The following is a 2,121-nucleotide window of genomic DNA, read 5'->3' as shown; positions in this document are numbered from 1 at the left end:
AGAGTGGTACACGATCGGCAATCTCGATGACACCACCCCGCGCACCTGGAAATCCTGCGCCGAACTGGCGGACGCGATCGCACAGGTGACCGGAACCCGCGACGCCGCGGGCAACACGATCCCCTTCGAGTGCTGAAGTGGGGGGGGGGGGGCAAAACCCCCCCCCCCCCCCCCCCCCCCCCCCCCCCCCCCCCCCCCCCCCCCCCCCGGGGGGGGCCACCCCCCCCCCCCCCCCCCCCCCCCCCCCCCCACCCCCCCCCCTGGCGGGTGCGCTGGGGGGGGCGCCCCCCACCCCCCCCCCCCCCCACCCCCGCCCCCACCGCCACCGCAGCCCCCGTCGGTGTGGCATCCACCGCCGCGACTGTCCCCATCTCCGACGAACCATGAGGCCGCGCTCGCCGCCCCCGCAGACCGCGACTTCGACCGCAGCGGTGCCCGGTTACGCCGGTACCTGCGTACCCCGGCCGCAATCGCCAGCACTGCCGACACCACCAGAAACCATGCGCCCATGCCCGGCCCGACCGTATCCAGCAGGATCAGGCCCAGCAAGGCGGTGGCCACCACCAGCAGAACGAGCACGGTACCTCCCCGATAGCGAATAACCCCCTCGGAGAAAAGGGTACGCGACGCCGCGGACCGCGGATACCGATAGGCACGACCGCCACGGCCCCCAGAAGCACCCGGTTCAGCACTTCACTCGGTGGAAACGCCGCACGTCCGTTCAACGGCAGCGTCGATACCGCCCAGTAGGCGCACCCGGTAGCCCCGCCATCCAGTTGATGTGCCGATACCGCACGGGCCTACACGGTTTCGGCCCGGCGGCAATGCCTCACAGCACCGTTTCGGCCCAATCAATGCGGTAGCGCTGTTCGGTGCCGGCCAGTTTCTCCGGGTTCATCGTCCGGGCCATGATCGGCATGATCAGCTGCATCATCTTGCGGGCGACAGGTCCCGGCGTCTTGCTGTGGTTGATTTTGGCGGCGCGCGCCGCCACTCCTTCCACCCGGGTGCGGCGTAACCGTTCGTAGGTTGCGAAAGCCGTTTCGAGATCGGGGAGATCACGCAGACAGCGCGCCAGCTGGATCGCGCTCTCGATCGCCAGCGAAGCACCCTGCCCGGAACTGTTGGACGGAGCGTGCACGGCATCACCGATCAGCACCATGCGGTCGCGATACCAGTGCGGCACGGGCGGCATGATGTGCAGTGCGCCGGTGACCTCCAGTTGTTCCGGAGTGGTCGCCCGGGCGAGTGGGCCGCCCGGGTGGTCTGCACCGTAGGTGTCGCGCAGGATCTCCAGCCAGCGCTCCGGTGGGATGTCGCGGGCCGCTGTCAACGAAAGATATTCCGTGCTGGGCAGATTCGCACCCCAGCCGATGCGGCCGTCACCGAGCGGCCAATACAGGTAGTAGGCGCGTTTCCCGTAGGCGAAGACGATCGTTTCGTCCGGGGTCGCGATATCGCATTCGACCGTGGCGCCGAAACCGAGCATCCCGGTGAAATCCGGGCCCGGAGCGGCCGGGTCGATCAGGCGGCGCACGGTGGACCGGATTCCGTCGGCACCGACGAGTACATCGGCAGTGGCGGTACTTCCGTCGGCGAATCGGGCGGTGACACCGCTCGCGGTGTGGTCGGCCGCCACCAGGCGTTTACCGTATTCGACCGGAACGCCGGCCGCTACCGCCCGGTCGTGCAGTACCCGATGCAGCTCCCCGCGATCGACCAACTGCAACGGCGGCTGGTCCGGGAGGCTGGGCGCGGGCAGCAGTTTGCCGCCGACCGATAGGCACATACGGGGTACCGGCACTGCGATATCGCGGACCGCGTCGCCCGCATCGATCACATCCAGCGCGGCCACACCGTTGGGCGCCAGGGCCAGCCCGCTGCCTATCGTGAAAGCGGGACCCGGATAGGCCTCGTAGACGCGGGCGTCGATACCCGCCTTGCGTAGCGCGGTGGCCGCCACCGGCCCCGCGATTCCACCGCCGATCACCAGCGCGGTTTCTGTTCTGGACACAGGAGTACTCCTTATTTTCGGGGGGGCCCCCGGCGGGGCGGGGGGGGGGGGGGGCCCGGGCAGGAGGGTAGAAAAAGAAACACCCCCAAAAAAAAAACCCCCCCCCC

General features: G+C 69.6%; 1 protein-coding gene. It reads right to left on the bottom strand.

All coding sequences use genetic code 11. The features are described 5' to 3' along the window. Positions 1 to 829 precede the first annotated feature (829 nt). Entirely contained in the window at positions 830 to 2,014 is a 1,185-nt protein-coding gene (locus tag QH196_RS11180) for an FAD-dependent monooxygenase (protein WP_280415697.1), read from the bottom strand. Between the last annotated feature and the right edge of the window lie 107 nt (positions 2,015 to 2,121).

The organism is Nocardia carnea (genome assembly GCF_029868325.1).
GTDB lineage: Bacteria > Actinomycetota > Actinomycetes > Mycobacteriales > Mycobacteriaceae > Nocardia > Nocardia carnea_C.
The sequence above is the reverse complement of the archived record's forward strand: the minus strand, read 5'-3'. Positions and strand labels throughout refer to the sequence as shown.